This window comes from Kocuria atrinae (genome assembly GCF_039531425.1).
GTDB lineage: Bacteria > Actinomycetota > Actinomycetes > Actinomycetales > Micrococcaceae > Kocuria > Kocuria atrinae.
The window spans coordinates 18,197-39,173 of record NZ_BAAAQA010000011.1 but is presented as its reverse complement, the minus strand read 5'-3'; the positions used below and the strand labels follow the sequence as shown (position 1 = coordinate 39,173).

Here is a 20,977-nt window from a genome sequence, read left to right as displayed (position 1 = left end):
ATGCCGAGCAACACAGGACCCGCCCTACTGAGGAGATTCGCCCCTACTCGATTCCACGATTCATTCACTCGACGCCATGTCCAGGAGGACCGTCTTGAGCACGCCGCCACACTCTCCAGAGAACCAACCCGGTTCCAGTTCGACCGGAACCGCAGAACCCCCCAACGGTGAAATCATCTACCGGGACAACCGCAGCAAACCCCGTCGAATTTTCGACGAGCTGACCTATCCCCACGGCATCCACCCGGCGCTGGTCCCGGGTGTCGGCGTGGAAGATCGCAAACTGTCCTTCGGCACGGACAAGGTGGTCTTCGTGGTCACCGCAGCCCTGATCCTGGGCTTCATCCTGTGGGGAACCCTCTCCACCGAGACACTGACCAATGTGTCTTCCACGGCCTTGGCCTGGGTCACTGCCAACACCGGATGGTTCTTCATCCTGCTCTCCACCGCAGCAGTGCTCTTCATGCTGGTCATCGGTTTCACCCGCACCGGCCGCATCAAGCTCGGCCGCGACAACGAGCCGCCCGAGTACTCGTTCTTCTCCTGGCTCGCCATGCTCTTCGCAGCGGGCATGGGTATCGGTCTGATGTTCTACGGCGCGTTCGAGCCCATGACCTACTTCGAAGGTGGCATCCCCGGTTTTGAGGGTGTGGCCGAGGCCGGCGGCAACTCAATGGTCGTGTACTCCCTGGTCCAGACCGCGTTCCACTGGGCACTGAACCCCTGGGCCATTTACGCAGTGGTGGGTGTCTCCGTGGCTTACGGCGCGTACCGCCGCGGCCGTCCACCATTGATCTCCCGCATCTTCACCACGCTCCTCGGCCAGCGTCAGGTGGAAGGCACTCTGGGCAAGCTCATCGACGTGTTCGCGATCTTCGCAACCCTGTTCGGCACCGCTGCGTCATTGGGCTTCGGTGCGATTCAGATTTCCCAAGGTCTGAACATCGTGGGCGGTATCGGCTCGGCCGGTAACTCAACGGCCATCGTGGTCATTTGCATTCTGTCGATCGCGTTCATCATCTCGGCGGTGTCAGGGGTGTCCCGTGGTATCCGCTACCTCTCCAACACCAACCTGGTGCTCGCCTTCATCCTGGCCCTGTTCGTGTTCGTCGTGGGACCCACGGTGTTCATGCTCAGCCTGATCCCATCCGTGTTCTCCACCTACATCTCCGAGTACCTGTTCATGACCGGCCAGTCGGCCGCGTGGGGACCCGCAGCCGCTGAGTTCTCCAGCACCTGGACCGTGTACTACTGGGCTTGGTGGATGTCCTGGGCGCCGTTCGTGGGCATGTTCATCGCCAAGATCTCCCGAGGTCGCACCATTCGTCAGTTCGTGACCGTGGTGCTCGTGGTGCCGGCGTCCGTGTGTGTCCTGTGGTTCGTCGTGTTCGGCGGTGCCGCCATGTACTACGCGCAGAACGGCGCCAACCTGACAGTGGAGGACGGCGCAGAATCCATGCTGTTCGGGTTGCTCGACCAGCTGCCCCTGTCAGCCATCACCTCCGTGCTGGCCATGATCGTGATCGGCATCTTCTTCGTGACCAGTGCAGACTCCGCGTCCGTGGTCATGGGCACCATGACTCAGCGCGGCAAGCCGGTCCCGGCCAAGTGGATTGTGATCTTCTGGGGCCTGTGCCTGGCCGGTATCGCCATCGTGATGCTGTTGGTCGGTGGTGACAATGCCCTGGCAGGTATGCAGAACCTGGTGATCGTCTCCGCACTGCCCTTCGCAGTGATTATGTGCGGCATGATGATCTCGCTGTTCAAGGATCTCCGGAAGGACCCGGCCACACTGCGTTCACAATTTGCCTCGGCCGCCATGGACAAGGCGATCTCCGCCGGCCTGGCCGAACACGGCGATGACTTCGCCCTGCAGGTCGAGCATGCTGAGGGCCACCGTGCCGCCGGTCAGGACTTCGACTCGCACGACCCGTCCGTCACCGAGTGGTACCGCCAGACGGATGAGGACGGCCAGGAGATCGACTTCGAGTACCAGACCGCTTGGTCCTCGTCCCCCGTGGACGACATCGCTGAAACCACCCCGGATGAGAAAGCCCCCTGGCAACAGGGCGCGGACTCGCCAGAGAAGTAAGCAGAAGTGGTCAGTAACTGACCGTTCCTTCAATGGGGGCTCGGTGCCAACCGGCATCGAGCCCCCATTTCTGTGGGCGGAACGAACCGAAGCCGTCACATGAGGGCAAAGTTTCGTAAAGTGGGAGTCATGTTCAAAATCGTCACGGTGTGCACCGGCAACATCTGTCGTTCCCCCATGGCTCACGCCCTACTCAATGCTGAGTTGGAGAACGCAGGCCTGCAGGATCGAGTGAGCGTGATCTCCGCCGGAATCAGCGACGAGGAGCACGGCAACCCCGTGGACCCCCGCGCCGTGACCGTGTTGTCCCGCAACGATCTCGAGTTGCCGGATCACCAGGCCCACCGCATCACCGATGACGAGCTGCAGGATGCCGATCTCCTGCTGGCCATGACGGCCGCGCACCAAGCCGAGCTGCGCCGTCGGCTGGGCGATGACCACTCCGAGAAGGTGCGGCTCATGCGTTCCTTTGGCGAGCAGGACAGCGGCGAGGATGACCTGGGCATTGCCGACCCTTGGTACGGCGGCGCCGATGACTTCGACCTGGCCTGGGAACAGATCCGTGAGGCCGTGCCCCACGTGATTTCCGAGGTCTCCCAGAGGCTCAAGACACCGTGATCGACCCCGAGGAAAATTTCGACGACGCCCTGTTCGCGGCCTATCCGGAGGGCGTGAACCTGGCGCGACTGCTTCCCGTGCCCACGCAACGGCCGTTCATCATCGGCATCGATGGCCGGTCGGGTGCCGGTAAAACCACTCTGACCGCCCAGCTCGCGGCGGTACTGGATCGCCGGCACGATGTCACGGTGTTCCATCTAGAGGACATTTATCCGGGGTGGAACGGTTTGGAAGAGGGAATCGACCAGTACGTGAATGAGGTCCTCAAACCCTTGCGCAAGGGGCAGGACGCGCACTGGACCGCGTGGGACTGGCTGACTAACGAACCCGGCACTCCCCGGCTGACCCGCGCCGCGGAAATCGTGCTGGTTGAGGGCGTGGGAGCCTGCAATCAACTAGCCCGCCCGCTGCTCGATTCATCAGTGTGGGTTGAGCTTCCCGCGGCACTGCGAAAGATGCGAGCGCTCGAACGGGACGGTCGTTCCTACGAGAAATTCTGGGACATGTGGGCGGAGCAGGAACAGGCCTATCTGTCGGAGGATCCGGTCTGGGAGAACGCGGACGTTCTGCACCCCGGCCCGGCCCCGGAATCAGCAACATCGTCCGAGGACGGGCGGGGTCAGTCGTGAGCGGCGTGCAGCGCGCCGTGGTCATGATGGCACCGGTGGACCAGGAGCCCCACCTGGTGGATCCCGCTCGTCCGCTGGTCCTCATCGATGACGAGGGACTGACCCGCGGCGACGGTGTCTTCGAAACCATGCACGCGCTGGACGGTGAGGTCTACAAGTTCGGAGCGCACTACCGTCGGTTGTGTGCCTCCGCTCGGCTGGCCCAGCTCCCGGTGCCTTCGGAACAGTCCTGCCGGGTTGCCATCGAACTGGGATTGTCCAACGCTGGTGCCGGAGGCGACGCCGGACTGGGTGCCGAACACACCATCAAGCTGAGCATCAGTCGCGGTGCCCCCGGTGGAACTCCCTGGGCGTGGCTCACCGTGACACCCGTGGGTGCGGCCACGTTCGCAGTGCGGCGCAGCGGTGTCTCAGCCGTACTGTTGCAACGCGGTCATGATCCGGCGGAAGACTCCGGCTGCGCGTGGCTGCTCCCCGGAGCCAAGACCCTCTCCTATGCGGTCAACATGGCCGCTCTGCGCCACGCACGCGATCTCGGTGCGGACGAGGCCATCTTCACCACCTCGACCGATCGTCGCGTACTAGAGGCCGCGACGTCGTCCGTGATCTGCGCGCGCACCGGCCACGGCGAACGCACCCTGGTGACCCCGGAGCCATCGCACGGCATCCTGCCGGGTACCTCGCAGGCCCGCATTTTCGCAGCGGCCCGCCAGGACGGCTGGCGCATCGATTACGGGCCGATCTACCCGGCGGACCTACTGCGCGCCGACGCCGTATGGCTCACCTCGTCCGTGCGGCTCGCCGTTCCCGTGGTGCGCCTGGATCAGCAACCGCTTCCGCACAGTGGAGAGCTCACAGATTTGCTCACGGGGTATCTGGTGGGTCACTGACCCGTAGCACCTGGGACCACACCGAGATAACACCGTGCCGATCAACCAGTGGCACAGTGCCGGAGGCCCCTGGGTCTCGGAGCCCCAGGCACGGTTACTGCCAGATGAACCGGTGCGTACCCAGCAGCAGGGAGACCGCCAAGGCTCCCACCGCGATCAGCACCGCGGCACCGCCCGTGTACAGGTCCACGCGGCTGTAACGCGGAACGCGCGCCCACGTGCGCTTACCAGCTCCGAACCCGCGTGCTTCCATGGTCATGGCCAGACGCGTGGCGCGGCGCAGCGACTGGACCAGCAGGGTGAAAGCCTGACCTCCGAATTCCTTGGCCATGCCCACCGGCCCGCGGTCATTACCCGCCCCGCGAGCGCGCCGAGCGGAAGCCAACACGGACCATTCCTTGACCATGACCTCCACCAAACGCAACGCCGCCAGTGAGGCCAGTACGAACCGCTCGGGCAGCCTCAGGGTCTGCGCCAACCCGTCAGCCAGGTCGGTGGGATCGGTGGTGAGCAGAACGGTGATGCCGGGCAGCGCAATGGCCAAGCCACGCAACGCAATGGCGGCACCGGCCGCCAGCGAGCCGGTGGTCACGGTGACCCACCCCAGGCTCAGCAGCACCGTGCCGCCCTCCGGGGACAGCATGGCCGTACCCCAACCGCTGATGATCGCGGCCACGGTAATCGGCCACAGGGTGAGGAACAGTCGGAGCGGTTTCTGTCCTGCCGCGCTGAGCAGGATCAGTTGACCGAGCAGGGCGATGCCGCTGGTCACCGGGTCCGCGCTCACCACGAGAACCACCGTGATGAGCAGGGCCCCCAGCAGTTTGATCACGGCATTGGAGCGGCCCACCGGGCTGAACCGGGCGGTGTCCGCAATGGCGGTTACGCTCATGTTCCCAACCTCATTTCCTGGGCGTCGAGTGCTGCGATCAGTTCCCGGTCGTGGGTCACGGCCACCACTGCGGTGCCGCGTTCCATCTCCTCGACCAGCATGTTGACCAGTTCACGCCAGGTCTGTGCGTCCTGGCCAAAGGTGGGTTCGTCCAGGATGAGCACGTCCGGGGCGGATGCCAGCACGGTGGCCACGGACAGCCGCCGCTTCTGGCCACCGGACAGCGTGAACGGGTTGGCATCGGCAATGTCCGCAAGGTCAAGACGGTCCAGCAGAGTGTTGATGCGTTCCTCGTCCACGCCGGGTCCCGCCCCGCGGCGTGCTGCTTGTAGCGGCCCGTATTCCAGTTCGGCCCGCACGGTGGAGCATAGGAATTGATGCTCGGGGTGTTGGAACACGCTGCCGATTCGGGTGATGAGTTCGGTCCCCTCCCACAGCGAAGGGTCTGCGGGCGCGTTCCCGGCCAAGGCCTCGGTGGCCCTCACGGTTCCCGCGCACGGCAAGAGCAAGCCAGCCAGCGTCAACGCCAGCGTGGACTTTCCCGCGCCGTTCTCGCCCGTGATGGCCAGAGCCTGGCCCGCTCGGACGGTCAGGTTGATATTCGCGGCCGTCGGAATAACATTCTCAGTTACGTATATGTCGCCCTGCGTAGAATTCCCGCGGGACCAAGCCTTCCGCTCCCGACGACGCCGCCGCGCCACCGCACGCGAGCTCGATTGCGTGCGGCTCACGGCCAGTCCTCGCGTTTCCAACAACGGAGCGGCCTGCGATTCCCTGACCGGGGCGGGCCGAGTCTGCGGGGTCCAGTCCGGAACCCACGTGCCCTGGCGTTGCAACAGCTCGCGGGCGTCCACGAGGACCTCCCGGGCGGGGCCGTCGAAGGCAATGCTTCCGTTGTCATCGAGCACGATGACTCGGTCCACCACCGACTCCCACAGGCCCACCCTGTGCTCGACCACGATCAGAGTGGTGCCGACCTGCGTTACGGCGCGGTTCACGGCGTCTCGCAGCTCTATCGCTCCCTGCTCGTCCACGCTCGCAGTCGGTTCGTCCAACAGCAGGAGTTTGGGGCGCATGGCCATGGTTCCGGCCAGCGCGAGACGCTGCTTCTGACCCCCGGACAGCGCCGTCGTGGAGTGCTCAAGAGGTAAGTCCAACCCGACCTCGGCCAGGGCCGCGCCCACGCGGCCCCAGATCTGCTCGCGAGGTACGGCGAGATTCTCCAGGCCGAAAGCGACGTCGTCACCCACGCGCGCCAGGATGACCTGCGTCTCCGGGTCCTGGTGCATGAAGCCCACCGACCCGCGGGCGTCGCGCGGGTCCAGGCCGTTGACCGTGAGGTCCCCGGAGCGGGATTCGCCGTCCGGGTCCTGTTCGACCCCGGCCATGGCCTGCAGCAGCGTCGATTTGCCGGCTCCAGACGGGCCCAACAGCATCACGCGTTCGCCGGGTCGGATCCGGGCGCTGACCGCGCTCAGGGACGGCCGATCACGCCCCGGGTAGTGCCAGCCGAACTCCGTGAGCACCACTTCCGCCCCGCGTTGCTCAACCGCCACCCGCGAACTCATCGCCGTGCTGCGCCCGATACCAGGCCGTTGAGCACACCCGTTTTCTGCAACGCCCGGGTGACCAGCCACATCAGGACACCGGCGATGACCGCGCCGGACAGCGTGGTGAGAGACGCGTAGACCACTTGCTGGTCAAGCGCCCATTCGAAGTTGTACATGATGTTCTCGCTGACGCCCATGAACAGGCCAGCCAAAGCGCCACCCGCCGTGGCAACGGCCAGTCCGAACTTCCGGTAGCGGGTCAGCAGGAACACGATCTCCACGGCCGCACCCTGGATCAAACCGGAAATGATCACGGTCCACCCGAAGTGCGTGCCCAGGAATCCCTCCAGTACGGCCGCGAGCAGTTCGCAGAAAATTGCCGCACCGGGCTTACGAATGATCAGCGCACCCAGAGTTCCGGCGATCAGCCAACCGCCACCGATCAAGCCCGTGGCCGGCGGGTAGGCGACCGCAGCCGTGGTCGCTACGGGGTACAGCAGGTTGGCCCACGCCCAGAAGACGACGGCGCACACAGCCGCCAGTACCGCCACCACCACGATGTCGACCACCCGCCAGGACTTCTGGGGCGTGGTCTTGCGCGTGCGAGATGTGTTCGTCTGAACCTGTGTCATGTTTCATCCTCCTGATGAGTACAGGAGGGGAAAGAACCGCGCACGGATCGTGCACGGGTCCTTTGAGATGCTCGACTCCCTATCGCCGGTATGACCCGGATCAGGTTCGAGGGTCTGCGCTGGTGCGCACTCTCAGCGCCACTCGGGCGCTCCCCTGTCGTTAGTAGCTCATCCTAGACCACAACCACAGACCGAAAGAAGCGGCGGGGTCGCGTTCGATGAACGCAACCCCGCCGCTTCAGGCGGTCCGAGGAACTCAGATCTCGGACTGTGACGTGTTGTCCTGATCGTCGTCGGTGTCCAGCTTGTGCATGGCACGCTGAACGCCCACCTTGACCAGGGTGGTCACCAAGCCGGTGAGCAGAGCCCACACGATGATGTCGCGCCATGCCTCGTCCGGATCCGGGTTCTTGGCGGGGGGCTCGTTGCCGGTGACCCGCTTCCATCCCGCGGTCAGGATTTTGGTGGACAGAGCGGTACCGCCCAAGGATGCCGCGGTGCTGGCCAAATCGATAACTTTGCTCATGTGACTCTCCTCATCAGGGTTCTCAGTTTTCTTACCAAGCATACGAATCGCCGGGTAGTACTTCGACAACTTCAGCCCGTATCGAGCTGAAAATTTAGTCCTCGCGCCGAGTGCTTGCGTACTCGACCACATTCTTCAGGTCGTCCTGGGTGAGGTTCTCCTCGTGCAGGTGCTTGGAGCGGTACGCGGAGCGACCCACCATGTGCGCCGAGACCGGCACGGTGAGCAGCATGAACAGCCACGCCAGGATCAGCAGCGGAATCATCTTGGGGTCACGGCCCTCGATCGCCACCGCAGTCAGCAGCAACAACAGGCCGAACACCTGGGGCTTGGTACCCGCGTGCATGCGAGACAGCAGATCCGGGAATCGCACCAGACCCACGGCGGCGGCCAGGGACATCAAACAACCGACCACCATGCACACGGCGGCCACGATATCCAGAATGAGTTCGAGCGTCATGACTTCCCCGTTCCCACGTTGCGGGCCACGGTCACGGATCCCAGGAACCCGATGAGCGAGACAATGACCAACAAGAAGATGTTGTTCATGTGGTGGTTGTAGACCATCTCAATGGCCAGTGAGGCACCCACAATGGCCAGCAGAACGTCACTGGCGATCACGCGATCCAGGAGCGACGGCCCCTTGGCCAGGCGATAAATGGCTCCGGCCGCAGCCAGTACCAGGAGAACTCCGCAGATCCACACTGCTATCTCGAACACGGTTTACTCCTTTCCCCGGTCGGATGCCTCGTTCGCACGGTGCATCTGGGTGGACGGCGAGTGGACCATGCCCGTGGCAGTGGTGTCATCGCCTCTGGACTCCTGCTTCAATTCAGCCAAGTCCGCCTTGCTGCCCATGATCCGGATCCAGGCCGCTTCGGTCCGCAGAGCGGACTTACGGAAGATCTCCGCTTGCTCCTCGTTCGAGACGTCCAACACGTGGAAGTAGAGGATGCCCGAGCCACGGTCCACCTCGACCACCAACGAACCGGGGATCAGCGCCATGGTGTGGCCCACCGCGGTCATCAGCAGGTCGTTGTTCTGCCTGAGCTTCACACCCACCACGGCGTTGTGCACCGTGGGTCCCTGGACGAGAGCGAGCTTGAACACGTGGAAACTCGCCTTGGCGACCTGCCACACGAACGTCACCACGAAGACCGCGAAGTGGATCACGTTGAAGCGACCCGACAGTTTGATCGGCGGCAGGGTTAGGGCTCGCGTCACGATCAAGGCCAGGATCAGCCCGAAGGCCAGGTTCCCCAGGCTCCAGTCGCCCCAGAGAGCACCCCACACCACGACCAACCACAACAGCAGAGGGATGTCGGCGCGGAACGTGCTCTGGGAACGCTTCAGTGTGGGAGAAGTACTCATCGTGCCTCCTCGCTCACGCCGCCCTGGCCCACCGGGGCGAAAACGGCTTCGATGTAACGGTCCGGGTTGATCAGGTTCTGCGAGGCGTTATCCGCCAGGTCGAACAGCGGACCGGCAAAGACGGTCAGGGCCACACCCACGGCCACCAGAGCGGTGGTGGCACCCACCATGAAGCTCGGCATGAGAACCACCGCTTCCCGGCCGGCGAACGTGCTCGACTCATCGCGAGAGGCCGGACCGGAGGTCCGGGGACGTTTGCCGTCCACGGTGGTCGCCCGCAGCACGGGGTCCGGGTACTCGGCGTCGTCAACGCTGCGCAGGAACACGCGGATCCACACGCGGATCAGGGCCAGCAGGGTCAGCAGGGAGACGAACACGCTGACCCCCACCAGGAGGTAGTCCAGTCCGGTTCCGCGGCTCACACCCGCTTCCAGGAGTCCCACCTTGCCCAGGAAACCGGAGAACGGTGGAATGCCGCCCAGGTTGAGCGCCGGGATCATGTACAGGATGCCCAGCAGCGGTGAAATCTTGAGCATGCCCGCCAGTCGGTCCACGTTGGTGGAACCACCGCGCCGCTCGATCAACCCGGCCACCAGGAACAAACTGGTTTGGATCACGATGTGGTGGGCGATGTAGTAGACCACCGCAGCCAAGGCTTCCTCGGTGCCCACCGCGATACCGAAGATCATGTACCCGATGTGGCTAATCAACGTGAACGAGAGCATACGTTTGATGTCGATCTGCGCGAGCGCACCCAGAATGCCCACCACCATGGTGAGCAGGGCCACCCACATCAACAGCTCGTTGATCTGCGTTCCGGGGAACAACAGAGTCTCGGTTCGAATGATGGAGTAGACGCCCACCTTGGTCAGCAGACCCGCGAACACCGCGGTCACCGGGGCGGAGGCCGTGGGGTAGGAGTCGGGCAGCCAGAAGGACAGCGGGAAGACCGCGGCCTTGACCCCGAAGGCGATGAGCAGCATCAAGTGCAACTGCATCTGAGTGCCCTGGGGCAGGTCCGCCAACTTCATGGACAGGTCCGCCATGTTCACGGTGCCCGTGGCGCCGTAGATCATGCCGATCGAAATCAGGAACAGCACGGATGAGATCACCGAGACCACCACGTAGGTGACGCCCGCCCGGATGCGCTGGGTGGTTCCACCCATGGTCAGCAACACGTAGGAGGCCGTCAACAGGATCTCGAAGCCCACGTACAGGTTGAACAGATCCCCGGCCAGGAACGCGTTGGAGACACCGGCCACCAGGATCAAGAACGTGGGGTAGAAGATCGAGATGGGGCCCTCGTCGTCGCCGTCGGCAACACCTTCACCCGCGGCGTAGATCAGCACCGCCAGCGACACGACCACGGATACCACGAGCATGAGCGAGGACAGCTGATCAACCACCATCACGATGCCGAAGGGCGCTGCCCACTCACCCAGGTGAATGACCTGCGGACCTTGGTTCCACACGGTGATCATGATCAGAACGTTCAGAGCCAGTGTCAGGCTCATGGCTCCGATGGTCACGAACCGCTGCAACCGGTTACGGTGCACGATCAGCAGGTTCATGGCCGCACTCAGGAACGGGATCACCACGGCCAGCGGCGCCAATTGCGCAAAGTCATAACTCATGACCGATCCTCCCGTCCGGTGTCTTCAGGCCCGTGATCTTCGTAGCGGTGGCCCTCAGCGTGCTCGATGTAGTCCGGCGACGCGGGGGCCGCCAGGTGCTGTGCTCGATGATGTCCCGGGGACTCAGTGGCTTCCTCTTCGTTGTGGCGTGGACGGGCGGGCAGGTCATCCGCGTCATCGAATTCGGAGGAGTCCTGGGGCAGGGCGTCGTCGTCCTCGGCGTCGTAGGCGTCCTGCTGGGCCACGCGACGGTCTTCCAGGTCGTCCTGGATCTCATCGCGGCGGGCCAGGGTCCACGAGCGATAGATCATGCTCAGGATGAAGGCCGTGGTGGCCAGCGAAATCACGATGGATGTCAGGATCAACGCCTGCGGCAGCGGATCCGAGTACTGGGAGCCATCAAGATTCTTGTCGTAGAGCGGGGCGAATCCCGGGACCCCACCGGTGTGCAGGATCAGCAGGTTGGTGCCGTTGGTCAGGAGCATGATGCCCAGCAGAACCCGGGTCATGGAACGCTCCAGGAGCAGGTAAACGCCCACGGCATACAGCACGCCCATCACGACGAGCAGTGTCAGGTTGACAGTCATCCCTGCACCTCCGGGGGGTTGGTGCCCCGCCCCGCGCCGCCGGAGCCCGGGGACGAAGCGGAATTGTCCACGCGGTGGGCGGAAACGGACGGGCCGGTTCGGGTCACGCGAATACGAGAACCACGGCCTTCCTTGGCGGCGTTGTCGAAGGCCTCGCGTTCCTTGCGCTCATCGATCCGACCGCCCAGGGACCGCAGGATGTCCAACACCAGCCCGATCACAATCAGATACACACCGACATCGAAGATCAGCGCGGTCACGAACTTCACGTGGCCAAAGATGATCATGTCCCATTCGAACGTGTAGCTCTGCATGACCGTGCCGCCGAAGAACACGGGGGCGATGGCGTAAAGCGACGCGATAGCCAGACCCGCGCCGAGCATCCAGCCGGCGTTGACCGGCGTGGCCCGTTCCAGCTCGTACCGGCCACCCGCAAGGTAGCGCAGCGTGAGGGCCAGGGCGGCCATGAGGCCACCGGCGAAGCCGCCACCGGGGTCGTTGTGACCCGCGATCAGGAAGTAGAGGGACACCATCATGAAGGTGTGGAACAGCAATCGGGCGATCACTTCGAAGATGATGGAGCGTCGCTCGGGTGCCAGCGTGCGACCGGCCAGAATGAACGGATCCGCATCCGGGCGGGACGTGAAGCGCCGCGCCAGGTCCAGCTGCTGGGTGTTGACGTTGTGGGAATGCGCGGCTGCGTTCATGCTGCGGATCACCTTGAGCTCTGAGGTGTCCAGCTGATGCCGCTCGCTGCGCAGCCTGTCCCCGCGGCTCTTAACGAAGATCAGGGACGCGATACCGGTGGCGGCCACCACCAGCACGGTGATCTCGCCAAAGGTGTCCCAGGCGCGGATGTCGACCAGCAGCACGTTGACCACGTTGGCGCCGTCGCCCTCTTCGTAGGCAAGGCGCGGTAGCTCCAGGGAGATCCGCTCCGCGGAACGGGACGAGATCGAGAACGCGGCCAGAGCCATCATGAACAGACCGAACACCACGGAGAAGATCACGCGGAACGCTTTGCGCCCGGCGGGGCGCCGGTTCCACAAGGGACCGGGAAGCGAACGCAGTGCCAGGACGAAAGCCACCAACGAGATGGTTTCCACCAGAGTCTGGGTCAGGGCCAGGTCCGGGGCTCCCTGCAGGGCAAAGATCAGCGCCAGACCATAACCGGTCACGGAGACCAGAAGTACGGCCAGGAAGCGTTTGCCGGCGGTGAGTACCAGCAACGCCGCGATGACCATGGCGATACCGGTGACCAACTGCCCCGGGGAATCCGCGTAGCGGGTATCTGCCAATGGCGGGGTCTCATACCAGAACAGCGCAACCAGGGGCACCACGATCGCGGTGACCAGGATGACCGACAGGTAGAACTTCAACGAACCACGCTGGGTGCGGCCGGTGATCCACACGGCCACCAGGTCCAGGGCGTTGACGACCCTACGGTAGACGAAGTCACCGGTGGGGACCTCCGGCAGTTTGTCCTGGAACTGCTCCACCGGGCGACGGGCGAAGTAGAGCACGGCGCCCACCGCGATGATGAGCGCGGACAGCCCCAGAGCCACGGTGAATCCGTGCCACAGGACCAGATGCACGCCGGATTCAGCCGCGTCCGAGAACTCTTCCTGATAGGGCTTGATACCCGCTTCCATGGGCTTGGGATACAGGCCGAAGACCACGGTGAGCAGGGACAGAATGGCAGGGGCAAGGATGAAACCCCACGGCACGGGCTTGAAATCGCCAATGACCGACTGGCCGTCCTCGGCGGTGTCCAGCTCGGAGAAATGCCCCGGTTTGCGGGCGAAGCCACCCCACATGAAGCGGGCGCTGTAGGCGAAGGTCAGGATGGAGCCGACAACCACGCCCACCAGCAGGATCATGCCGACCGGTTCCGAGCTGTGATCCACGAGCCCCGTGAGCACGGCCTCCTTGGTCACGAAGCCGAACAGCGGGGGGAGCCCCGCCATGGACGCGGCACCGATGAGAGCAACAATGAACAACTTGGGTGCGCTGCGGCCGACACCGGACAAACGGCGGATGTCACGCGTTCCGGCCTGGTGGTCGATGATGCCCACGCACAAGAACAACGTGGCCTTGAACAGACCGTGGGCCATGACCATGCCCATGCCCGCCATGGCGGTGTCCGCGGAACCGAAGCTGATGACCGCGGTGATGAAGCCCAACTGGCTCACGGTGCCGTAGGCCAGGATGAGTTTGAGGTCGAACTGCCGCAGAGCGACCCAGCCACCGAAAATCATGGTGGCCAAGCCGAGCGACACGGTGACGGGCAACCACCATTCGGTCGCGGTGAACCCGGGGGCGAAGCGCGCCACCAGGTAGATACCGGCCTTGACCATGGCCGCGGCGTGCAGGTAGGCGGAGACCGGGGTGGGCGCCGCCATGGCCGCGGGAAGCCAGAAGTGGGTGGGGAACAACGCGGACTTGGAGATCGCTCCGGCCAGGATCAGAACGATGGCGGCGTTGATGGTGGCGGACGAGGCGATCAGTTCCGGGGCGGCGTCGACGATTTGTGAGACGCGGTACGTACCGGCGGCCTCCCCCAGCATGATCATGCCCACGAGCATGGCCAGGCCACCCGCGGTGGTGATCACCAGCGCCTGCAGTGCGGCACGGCGGGCCGCGAGCTTGGTGCGTGAATAGCTGATCAGCAGGAACGACAGAACCGAAGTGATTTCCCAGAAGACGAACAGCACCAGGAGGTCGTCCGCGGTAACCAGACCGAACATGGCTCCAGCGAACGCCACGAGCTGAGCTGCGAAGGCACCGATCCCGTCCGCGTCCGACTTGAAGTACCGCGCACAGTAGATCAACACGAGAGCGCCCACACCCAGGATCAGCAGGCTCATCATGTAGGCGAGCGCGTCCATGCGGAAGGACAGGGTGATCCCCAGCTGCGGGATCCACTCAAAGGTGCTGTACCACTCGTGGGTCTCCCCGGAGTAGACACGGGGGGTCTGGGTGAACAGCCACATCAGAGAACCGAGGGGCACGAGTGCCACGGCGTAAAAGCCGGATCGCCCGGTTCGCTTGAGGATCGCTGGTGCGCACAGGGCTGCAAGGCCGTGGATGAGCAGCACAGCGAGCATAGAAACCTAAACCTCTCTGGAGGTCACGGACGGAATGGACATGACCCCCACGAAAGGCACGGTTCTACCCTGGTTGCACGGGTCGGAAGATTTTCATCAATGCTAACAAAGCACATAAATGACACGTCCACTTTTTCCTCTCGGTGAAACGACGGGCACACAGCACGAGCCACACCCGGCCGTTCTTTACCCGCGGGTCACGAAAGGGCCCTAGTGTGGGGCCATGGAGACTCAAGCCTGGGAGACCGTGGGAACGCGCAAACAGGTCCTCGCCTGGTGCTTGTGGGACACCGGAACCTCCGCCTTCAGCGCGATCATGCTCACGTTCGTCTTCACGGTGTACCTCACCAGCTCGTCGTTCGGATCCCCGGAGCACACATCCACCGTGCTCAGCGTCGGCATGGCCGCAGCGGGTTTCATCATTGCCCTCACCGCGCCTCTCGTGGGTCAACGCTCGGACCAACCCCGTTCCCGCGCGCGATTCCTCAACGTCAACACCGTCTTGTTGGCACTGTTCACGGGGCTGGCTTTCTTCGCCCGGCCCGAACCGTCGTTCTTGGTGTTCGGTGTGGCCATGATCGCGATCGCCAGCATCGTGACGGAATTCGGACAGGTCAGTTACAACGCCATGCTCCCCGGTCTGGCCGGACCCAAGAAAATCGGTGCGGTCTCCGGTTGGGGCTGGGGTGCCGGTTACCTGGGCGGCATCGTGGCGTTGGCCTTCGTGCTCTTCGGTTTTGTTCAGCCAGGGTTCCTGGGCATTCCGACCGATGACGCCCTCAACTACCGTGCCGTAGCCCTGTTCAGCGCCGCGTGGGTTCTCGCATTCTCGTTACCCCTGATGGTGCGCGCCCGTTCCATGCCTTACCGCCCTCTCGAGAGGGCCGACGACGTCGCAGCACCCACCAAGCCTCGCGGCATCTTGGCGTCCTACGTCGAGCTCTTCAGAACTATCGCGCGCGTCTGGCGCCGCTCCCCCGCCACCGTGTACTTCCTACTGTCCTCCGCAATCTTCCGCGACGGCCTGGCCGGCATCTTTACGTTCGGTGGTGTGCTTGCCGCCGGCACCTTTGGTTTCTCGATGTCCGAGGTCATCATTTTCGCGGTGGTCGCCAATATCGCCGCCGCGCTCGGCGCGATCGTGGGCGGCAAATTCGACGACGCCGCGGGCCCCCGCGCCGTGATCATCGTGTCGTTGCTCGGGATCATGGTCGCTGGTTCCGTCTTGTTGTTCTGGGAAGGTTCCACCGCATTCTGGGTGTGTGGTCTGGCGCTCTGCCTTTTCGTGGGTCCCGCCCAGGCAGCGTCGCGAACCTATCTCGGCCGGTTGTCCCCGCCGGGTCGAGAGGGCGAGATCTTCGGGCTGTATGCAACCACCGGCCGCGCGGTCAGCTTTCTGGCTCCCATGATGTTCGGCATTTTCGTGACCGCTCTCGGTGCCCAGATCTGGGGCATCCTGGGCATCCTGAGTGTGGTGGGCGTGGGACTGCTCCTGCTGCTCTTCACTCCCAAACCGCCCAAGGGATTCACGACCGTTCAGGCCTAGTCACGCAAGAAAGCCGCATATGCCCTTGAAGACATATGCGGCGTTGATATGCGAATCAGCGTTTTGCGGGGGCTATTCGATGGGTGACCGATGGAAGTTCAGGTGGCTCCGCGACGCCGTGGGGCCACGTTGACCCTGGTACCGGTTGCCGTAGGTACCACTGCCGTAAGGGTGCTCCGCTGCGGAGGACAGCTGGAAGAAGCACAGCTGCCCCACCTTGGAACCGGGCCACAGTTTGATGGGGAGCGTGGCCATGTTGGACAGCTCCAGCGTGACGTGACCGGAGAAACCGGGGTCGATGAACCCGGCGGTGGAGTGCGTGAGAAGGCCCAGCCGACCCAGGGAGGATTTGCCCTCGAGTCTCGCGGCTACGTCGTCCGGGAGCGTGACTTTCTCGTACGTGGCACCCAGGACGAACTCGCCGGGATGCAGCACGAATGGCTCCTCGGGGTCGACCTCGATCAGCCGAGTAAGCTCCGGCTGTTCCTGCGCGGGATCGATGTGCGCGTACTTGTGGTTGTCGAACAACCGGAACCACCGGTCCAGGCGGACGTCCACACTGGCGGGCTGGATCATGGTGGGGTCGTACGGTTCCAACTTCACACGGCCGGAATCCATGAGGCTGCGAATGTCACGATCGGAAATGAGCACGATTACACGGTAGTGCACCGGTAACGGTCAGCGCTCCTCCTCGTGAGCGCGCCTTCCCATGACCACACGCCTGGCCGGCTCGAGCCCCGCCTGCTGACTGGCCTGATCATGAAGTCCGTTCACCTCGGGTGTGCGATGTCCGGGAAGAAAGTTCCCGCGGAAGTTGTTGTAGACTCGGTGGCGTTCAATCGGGCCGACAGGTCTGATTGGTGCAACGCGCGGCTGTAGCTCAATGGTAGAGCGCACGCTTCCCAAGCCTGATACGCGGGTTCGATTCCCGTCAGCCGCTCCACAGATCGCGCCACCACCCCGGGAAACCTTCGAGGACCCGGGGTTTGTGTTACACATTGCACGCGTCGAGGAGCACCCATGTTGCGCACCATGTTCACCGGAAAGATCCACCGAGCAACTGTCACCCAGGCTGACCTGCACTACGTGGGTTCCGTGACCGTGGATCAGGATCTACTGGACGCCGCCAACATTCTTCCGGGCGAACAGGTCTCCATCGTGGACATCGACAACGGGGCCCGTCTCGAGACGTACACGATCGCCGGCGAGCGCGGCAGCGGCGTGATCGGCATCAACGGAGCGGCGGCCCACCTGGTGCACCCCGGTGACCTGGTGATCCTGATTTCCTACGGGCTCATGGACACCGCAGAAGCCCAGAACTACAACCCTCATGTGGTCCATGTGGACGAGAACAACAAGATCGTGGCGCTGGGTTCGGACCCCGCGGATGCCGTGACCGGCGATATGGTCCGCCCGCCACAGGCCCGCGATCACACGGAAGCTCAGGAAGACGCCGCTGTAGCGGCACTTTAATCGCGCTCACGGTGATTACTGCGTCCGGAGTGAATTGCCGCAGGCTTACCTCCGTTCCCCACTGGCGGTTCGACACGGCTGAAGAGTCTTGTCCATGAGCGGCGTTTTCTCCGGTTTCTTCATCATCTGGACCGTCATCGGAGTGGGTTTCCTGGTGGGCCGCTCCGGTTTCCTGGGCCCCCACGGGCAGGTGGTGCTGTCCAAGCTCTCTTTCTACGTGGCCTCCCCGCCCCTGCTCTTCCTGACCATTTCGCAAGCTGACATCGCACAGATGTTTTCCACGCCGCTCCTGATTGCCGCCGTTTCGGCATGGTTGACCATGGCCCTGTATGCGGCGGTCGCCCGGTACGCCCTCAAACGCGATGCGTCCACCGTGGTCATGGGATCGCAAGCTGCCGCTCAGGTGAACGCCGCCAATCTAGGCATACCCATCGCGATGTTCGTCCTGGGGGATGCCTCGCAAGTGGCCCCCGTGATGCTGTTCCAATTGGCCATCAACTCGCCGCTGTACCTCACGGCCATGGACACGCTCACGGACGGTCACCGGCCCACACCGTGGTCGATCATCAAGAACACCTTCACCAACCCCCTGATCGTCGGGTCCCTGCTGGGCATTCTGTTCGGGGCCACCGGATGGCAATTACCCGATTTGGTATTGCAGCCCATCGAGCTGGTGGCCGGTGCCAGCATTCCCGCCATGCTGCTGGCTTTCGGCATGTCGCTGGTGGGCTCCCGACCCCTTTCCGACAAGCGCGAACGTACGGACACCCTGATCGCGTCCTTCGCAAAACTCTTCGTCCACCCCGCGCTGGCACTGCTTCTGGGGCTCTTACTCGGCCTTGAAGGCCACCCCCTCTACGCCGCCGTAATCATGGCGTCCCTGCCCACTGCGCAAAATCTCTATGTCGCGGCGGTACGATATAACCGCGCAACCACTGTGAGCCGTGACACAGTATTGGTCACCACAGTGTTCTCGATGGTCACCATGGCAATCATTGCCGTAGTTCTTTCGTGATCGCGTCGGTCAGTCGGTGTGAAATGCCCCACCAATAGACTGAGTACAAGCTGAGCAGCCTGCTGACCCTCCTCGGGTCCACGGGCTCACTGCCCAGTGCATGACCTTGCCACAGGGGAGGAAACATAGTGAAAGCCACTCACACACCACGCACGGCGCGGAGGGGGCGCCGGATCCGAGGCGCAGTAGCGCTCGCGGGCGCGTCAGCAATGTTGCTGACCGCGTGCGGTTCGCAGGAATCGGGTCCACCCACGCTCACGTGGTATATCAACCCGGATGACGGCGGCCAGGCCGAGATCGCGGAACAGTGCTCCGCGGCGTCGGACGGGAAGTACAAGATCGAGACGTCCCTGCTGCCCCGCGATGCATCGTCGCAGCGCGAGCAGTTGGCCCGTCGTCTGGCAGCCGGTGACACGTCCATGGACATCATGAGCCTGGACCCGCCGTTCGTACCCGAACTCGCCGAGCCCGGGTTCCTGGCCAAGCCACCGGCGGATGTGGTCGAACGGGCCACCGTCGATACGTTGGAGGGCCCGCTCGAGGGCGCCAAGTGGAACGGCGAGGTCGTGGCCGTTCCGTTCTGGGCCAACACGCAATTGCTCTGGTACCGCAAGTCGGTAGCGGAAGCCGCGGGCCTGGACATGTCCAAACCCGTGACCTGGGATCAGATCATCAAGGCCGCACGAGACCAGGACAAGTACTTGGGTGTCCAGGGAACCCAGGCGGAGTCCATGACCGTGTGGGTCAACGCTCTGATCGAATCGGCGGACGGAGAGATCATCACCGCCGCTGAAGAGGGCCAGGACGCGGATATCACGCTCGATACCGAAGCCGGCCAGAAGGCCGCCGAGATCATCGGCACTATTGGTAAGGACGGCCTGGGCGGACCCGGGCTTCCCACCGAGGACGAGAACGCCTCCATGATCCAGTTCCAAGGCGACGACGGTTCCTTCATGGTGAACTGGCCGTTCGTCTGGGCGGCTTCCAACGGCGCCGTCGAGGACGGCTCCTTGGACAAGGCCATGGTCGACGACATCGGGTGGACCCAGTACCCCCGCGTGAACGCGGACACCCAGTCGGCCGCCCCGCTGGGCGGCATCAACATCGGCGTGGGTGCCGACTCCCAGAACCAGGACCTCGCGTGGGAGGCCGTGGAGTGCATCGTCACTCCCGAACACCAGTCCCAGTACTTCGCGACCAACGGCAACCCGCCGTCCTCCGCGAAGGCCTTCGACGATCCCGCGGTGCGGGAGGCCTACCCCATGGCCCCGGTCATCCGGGAATCTCTGGACAACGCGGCACCGCGCCCGCAAACTCCGTACTACAACGAGATTTCCACCGCCATTCAGCAGGAGTGGACTCCTCCTCAGGAAGTAAACGAGAACACTCCCAAGGAGACCGCCACCTTTATTGAGGAAGTCCTGAAGGGAGATGCGCTGCTGTGAGTACTACAGTCGACTCTTCGACCCAATCACCTCAGTCGGCCACGGCACCCAAGGCCAAGCGGCAGATTTCGGACCGGGCCAAGTCGGAGCGCAAGCTCGGTTGGTTGCTGGCCGGTCCCGCATTCCTGGTCATGTTGCTCGTGACCCTGTACCCCATCGTGCAGGCGATTTACGACTCCCTGTTCTCCTTCCGCCTCACGGCTCCGGGTGACAAGGAATTCGTATTCCTGGGCAACTACGTCACGGTCTTTTCCGACATCGTCTTCTGGCGAGACCTGGGTGTCACCCTGTTGATCACCGTGGTCACCGTGGGCGTGGAACTCGTGCTTGGCCTGGCGCTCGCGCTTGTCATGCACAGCGCCATCAAGGCCACCCGTGGTCTGCTGCGCACCGCGATCCTGGTGCCCTACGGCATCATCACCGTGGTCTCCGCGTTCGCGTGGTTCTACGCGTTCGACATCACCACCGGTTACGTGAACAACTGGTTCGACTGGGTGCCCGGTATTGGCCCCGACTTCAACTGGTTCTCCTCGGCAGGCCCGGCTTTGAGTATCATCATGGCCTCCGAGATCTGGAAGACCACACCGTTCATCTCGCTGCTGCTGCTCTCCGGCCTGGCTCAGGTCCCGGGTGAACTCACTGAGGCAGCTCGTGTTGACGGCGCATCCGCATGGCAGCGTCTGACCAAGGTGATCCTGCCGAACATGAAGGCCGCCATCATGGTGGCCGTGGTGTTCCGCGCGCTGGATGCGTTCCGCATCTTCGACAATATTTTCATCATGACCCAGGGCCAGTACGGTACGGAGGCGCTCTCGCTGCTCGCGTATCGCACCTCCATCGGACGCCTGGAAATTGGTCTCGGCTCGGCGATCTCCGTGATCTTGTTCCTGTGCGTGATGCTCATAGCATTCGTGGCAATCAAGGTCTTCAAGGTGGATCTGGCCGGCAATGGGAAGGGCAGGTAATCCGC

20 protein-coding genes, 1 tRNA gene and 1 riboswitch are annotated in these 20,977 nt (G+C 63.6%); of the genes, 10 read left to right on the top strand and 11 right to left on the bottom strand.

Annotation, left to right across the window (positions count from 1 at the left end; translation table 11 throughout):
• Nucleotides 1–94 precede the first annotated feature (94 nt).
• The 4 genes from ABD283_RS05580 (at nt 95) to ABD283_RS05565 (ending at nt 4,229) form a co-directional block, all read left to right on the top strand.
• On the top strand, nt 95–2,092 hold the full coding sequence (locus tag ABD283_RS05580) for a BCCT family transporter (protein ID WP_344224003.1): 1,998 nt from the start codon (nt 95–97) through the stop codon (nt 2,090–2,092).
• A gap of 129 nt (nt 2,093–2,221) precedes the next feature.
• Nucleotides 2,222–2,710, top strand: coding sequence for a low molecular weight protein-tyrosine-phosphatase (locus ABD283_RS05575; protein ID WP_344224002.1), 489 nt, complete (start codon nt 2,222–2,224; stop codon nt 2,708–2,710).
• Nucleotides 2,707–3,339 carry a uridine kinase family protein gene (locus ABD283_RS05570; protein ID WP_344224001.1) on the top strand — a complete coding sequence of 211 codons (633 nt, stop codon included), beginning with the start codon at nt 2,707–2,709 and terminating at the stop codon, nt 3,337–3,339. The genes ABD283_RS05575 and ABD283_RS05570 overlap by 4 nt, the downstream gene beginning before the upstream one ends.
• Nucleotides 3,336–4,229: an aminotransferase class IV gene (locus ABD283_RS05565; protein WP_344224000.1), complete on the top strand. Its 894-nt coding sequence runs from the start codon at nt 3,336–3,338 to the stop codon at nt 4,227–4,229. Before ABD283_RS05570 ends, ABD283_RS05565 begins: the two co-directional genes overlap by 4 nt.
• A 94-nt stretch (nt 4,230–4,323) precedes the next feature.
• On the opposite strand, the gene ABD283_RS05560 is transcribed toward ABD283_RS05565, so the two are convergent.
• From ABD283_RS05560 to ABD283_RS05515, 10 genes are all read right to left on the bottom strand, one after another.
• The gene (locus tag ABD283_RS05560) at nt 4,324–5,121 is read right to left on the bottom strand and encodes an energy-coupling factor transporter transmembrane component T family protein (RefSeq protein ID WP_344223999.1); all 798 of its coding nucleotides are present in this window, start codon (nt 5,119–5,121) and stop codon (nt 4,324–4,326) included.
• Nucleotides 5,118–6,689, bottom strand: coding sequence for an ABC transporter ATP-binding protein (locus ABD283_RS05555; RefSeq protein WP_425552803.1), 1,572 nt, complete (start codon nt 6,687–6,689; stop codon nt 5,118–5,120). Before ABD283_RS05555 ends, ABD283_RS05560 begins: the two co-directional genes overlap by 4 nt.
• Nucleotides 6,686–7,303: an ECF transporter S component gene (locus ABD283_RS05550; RefSeq protein ID WP_344223997.1), complete on the bottom strand. Its 618-nt coding sequence runs from the start codon at nt 7,301–7,303 to the stop codon at nt 6,686–6,688. Before ABD283_RS05550 ends, ABD283_RS05555 begins: the two co-directional genes overlap by 4 nt.
• Nucleotides 7,304–7,362: 59 nt before the next feature.
• Nucleotides 7,363–7,469, bottom strand: a riboswitch (TPP riboswitch).
• A 90-nt stretch (nt 7,470–7,559) separates the two neighbouring features.
• Nucleotides 7,560–7,829, bottom strand: coding sequence for a DUF4235 domain-containing protein (locus ABD283_RS05545; RefSeq protein WP_344223996.1), 270 nt, complete (start codon nt 7,827–7,829; stop codon nt 7,560–7,562).
• Nucleotides 7,830–7,923: 94 nt separating this feature from the next.
• Nucleotides 7,924–8,289 (bottom strand): monovalent cation/H(+) antiporter subunit G, encoded by a 366-nt coding sequence (mnhG, locus tag ABD283_RS05540; protein WP_344223995.1) that lies wholly within the window; start codon nt 8,287–8,289, stop codon nt 7,924–7,926.
• Nucleotides 8,286–8,549, bottom strand: a complete 264-nt coding sequence (locus tag ABD283_RS05535) for an MrpF/PhaF family protein (protein WP_344223994.1) — start codon at nt 8,547–8,549, stop codon at nt 8,286–8,288. The genes mnhG and ABD283_RS05535 overlap by 4 nt, the downstream gene beginning before the upstream one ends.
• A 3-nt stretch (nt 8,550–8,552) precedes the next feature.
• Nucleotides 8,553–9,200, bottom strand: coding sequence for a Na+/H+ antiporter subunit E (locus tag ABD283_RS05530; RefSeq protein ID WP_344223993.1), 648 nt, complete (start codon nt 9,198–9,200; stop codon nt 8,553–8,555).
• Nucleotides 9,197–10,834, bottom strand: a complete 1,638-nt coding sequence (locus ABD283_RS05525; RefSeq protein ID WP_344223992.1) for a Na+/H+ antiporter subunit D — start codon at nt 10,832–10,834, stop codon at nt 9,197–9,199. Before ABD283_RS05525 ends, ABD283_RS05530 begins: the two co-directional genes overlap by 4 nt.
• On the bottom strand, nt 10,831–11,421 hold the full coding sequence (locus ABD283_RS05520) for a Na(+)/H(+) antiporter subunit C (RefSeq protein ID WP_344223991.1): 591 nt from the start codon (nt 11,419–11,421) through the stop codon (nt 10,831–10,833). The genes ABD283_RS05525 and ABD283_RS05520 overlap by 4 nt, the downstream gene beginning before the upstream one ends.
• Nucleotides 11,418–14,528 (bottom strand): Na+/H+ antiporter subunit A, encoded by a 3,111-nt coding sequence (locus ABD283_RS05515; protein WP_344223990.1) that lies wholly within the window; start codon nt 14,526–14,528, stop codon nt 11,418–11,420. The genes ABD283_RS05520 and ABD283_RS05515 overlap by 4 nt, the downstream gene beginning before the upstream one ends.
• 223 nt (nt 14,529–14,751) lie before the next feature.
• On the opposite strand from ABD283_RS05515, the gene ABD283_RS05510 reads away from it, so the two are divergent.
• Nucleotides 14,752–16,074, top strand: coding sequence for an MFS transporter (locus ABD283_RS05510; RefSeq protein WP_344223989.1), 1,323 nt, complete (start codon nt 14,752–14,754; stop codon nt 16,072–16,074).
• 72 nt (nt 16,075–16,146) lie between these two features.
• On the opposite strand, the gene dcd is transcribed toward ABD283_RS05510, so the two are convergent.
• Nucleotides 16,147–16,725, bottom strand: a complete 579-nt coding sequence (gene dcd / locus ABD283_RS05505; RefSeq protein WP_344223988.1) for a dCTP deaminase — start codon at nt 16,723–16,725, stop codon at nt 16,147–16,149.
• Between the two features lie 218 nt (nt 16,726–16,943).
• Here dcd and ABD283_RS05500 point away from each other — a divergent pair.
• The 5 genes from ABD283_RS05500 (at nt 16,944) to ABD283_RS05480 (ending at nt 20,972) form a co-directional block, all read left to right on the top strand.
• Nucleotides 16,944–17,017: transfer RNA gene (locus ABD283_RS05500), tRNA-Gly, on the top strand.
• A gap of 77 nt (nt 17,018–17,094) precedes the next feature.
• Nucleotides 17,095–17,547 carry an aspartate 1-decarboxylase gene (gene panD, locus ABD283_RS05495; protein ID WP_016997739.1) on the top strand — a complete coding sequence of 151 codons (453 nt, stop codon included), beginning with the start codon at nt 17,095–17,097 and terminating at the stop codon, nt 17,545–17,547.
• 94 nt (nt 17,548–17,641) lie between these two features.
• Nucleotides 17,642–18,562: an AEC family transporter gene (locus tag ABD283_RS05490; RefSeq protein WP_344223987.1), complete on the top strand. Its 921-nt coding sequence runs from the start codon at nt 17,642–17,644 to the stop codon at nt 18,560–18,562.
• Between the two features lie 128 nt (nt 18,563–18,690).
• On the top strand, nt 18,691–20,007 hold the full coding sequence (locus ABD283_RS05485; RefSeq protein WP_425552802.1) for an extracellular solute-binding protein: 1,317 nt from the start codon (nt 18,691–18,693) through the stop codon (nt 20,005–20,007).
• Complete coding sequence (locus tag ABD283_RS05480) at nt 20,004–20,972, top strand: carbohydrate ABC transporter permease (protein ID WP_344223986.1); 969 nt, start codon at nt 20,004–20,006, stop codon at nt 20,970–20,972. The genes ABD283_RS05485 and ABD283_RS05480 overlap by 4 nt, the downstream gene beginning before the upstream one ends.
• The last annotated feature ends 5 nt before the right edge of the window (nt 20,973–20,977 follow it).

Excerpts from the sequence above, each read along its gene's own strand:
- mnhG (WP_344223995.1), bottom strand. The coding sequence starts at position 8,289 with ATGACGCTCGAACTCATTCTGGATATCGTGGCCGCCGTGTGCATGGTG.
- ABD283_RS05545 (WP_344223996.1), bottom strand. The coding sequence starts at position 7,829 with ATGAGCAAAGTTATCGATTTGGCCAGCACCGCGGCATCCTTGGGCGGT.
- ABD283_RS05490 (WP_344223987.1), top strand. The coding sequence starts at position 17,642 with ATGAGCGGCGTTTTCTCCGGTTTCTTCATCATCTGGACCGTCATCGGA.
- ABD283_RS05575 (WP_344224002.1), top strand. The coding sequence starts at position 2,222 with ATGTTCAAAATCGTCACGGTGTGCACCGGCAACATCTGTCGTTCCCCC.
- ABD283_RS05520 (WP_344223991.1), bottom strand. The coding sequence starts at position 11,421 with ATGACTGTCAACCTGACACTGCTCGTCGTGATGGGCGTGCTGTATGCC.
- ABD283_RS05510 (WP_344223989.1), top strand. The coding sequence starts at position 14,752 with ATGGAGACTCAAGCCTGGGAGACCGTGGGAACGCGCAAACAGGTCCTC.
- ABD283_RS05530 (WP_344223993.1), bottom strand. The coding sequence starts at position 9,200 with ATGAGTACTTCTCCCACACTGAAGCGTTCCCAGAGCACGTTCCGCGCC.
- ABD283_RS05560 (WP_344223999.1), bottom strand. The coding sequence starts at position 5,121 with ATGAGCGTAACCGCCATTGCGGACACCGCCCGGTTCAGCCCGGTGGGC.
- panD (WP_016997739.1), top strand. The coding sequence starts at position 17,095 with ATGTTGCGCACCATGTTCACCGGAAAGATCCACCGAGCAACTGTCACC.
- ABD283_RS05515 (WP_344223990.1), bottom strand. The coding sequence starts at position 14,528 with ATGCTCGCTGTGCTGCTCATCCACGGCCTTGCAGCCCTGTGCGCACCA.
- ABD283_RS05525 (WP_344223992.1), bottom strand. The coding sequence starts at position 10,834 with ATGAGTTATGACTTTGCGCAATTGGCGCCGCTGGCCGTGGTGATCCCG.
- ABD283_RS05555 (WP_425552803.1), bottom strand. The coding sequence starts at position 6,689 with ATGAGTTCGCGGGTGGCGGTTGAGCAACGCGGGGCGGAAGTGGTGCTC.
- ABD283_RS05550 (WP_344223997.1), bottom strand. The coding sequence starts at position 7,303 with ATGACACAGGTTCAGACGAACACATCTCGCACGCGCAAGACCACGCCC.